This window comes from Lyngbya aestuarii BL J (genome assembly GCF_000478195.2).
GTDB lineage: Bacteria > Cyanobacteriota > Cyanobacteriia > Cyanobacteriales > Microcoleaceae > Capilliphycus > Capilliphycus aestuarii.
In genome coordinates this window covers 1-311 of sequence record NZ_AUZM01000425.1, presented here as the reverse complement: position 1 = coordinate 311, position 311 = coordinate 1, and the positions used below count along the sequence as shown (strand labels likewise).

Genomic DNA, 311 nt, shown 5'->3' with positions numbered 1-311 from the left:
GCTCTTCCGATCTGTAATTTAACTCTCGCAGACGTTGTTGTACTTTTCTCACTTCAAATCCTGTATCTCCCACACTGACAAAACTCCGGTAAGTCGCCACAGGTTGAACAGGAATCAGGGGAGAAGGATTTAAGGGCTGACCTTGAGGAACAGGAGCAAAAGGAGTCGGATTCAAAGGAGCAGGGTTCAAAGGCCGACCTTGAGCAATAAGCCGATTAACAGGTTGATTAACAGGTTGATTAACTGGAGCAATTCCCCCGATGGGGCGACCTTGAGGAATGCCAAAACTCGGCACCTGAGAAACTACTCTC

At 47.9% G+C, this 311-nt stretch carries 1 protein-coding gene; it reads right to left on the bottom strand.

Features of this window, described 5'->3' with window-relative positions; genetic code table 11:
• A partial coding sequence (locus M595_RS31475) for a peptidoglycan-binding 1 domain protein (protein WP_023070074.1) occupies positions 1-295 on the bottom strand: 295 nt, incomplete at its 3' end.
• Positions 296-311: the final 16 nt, after the last annotated feature.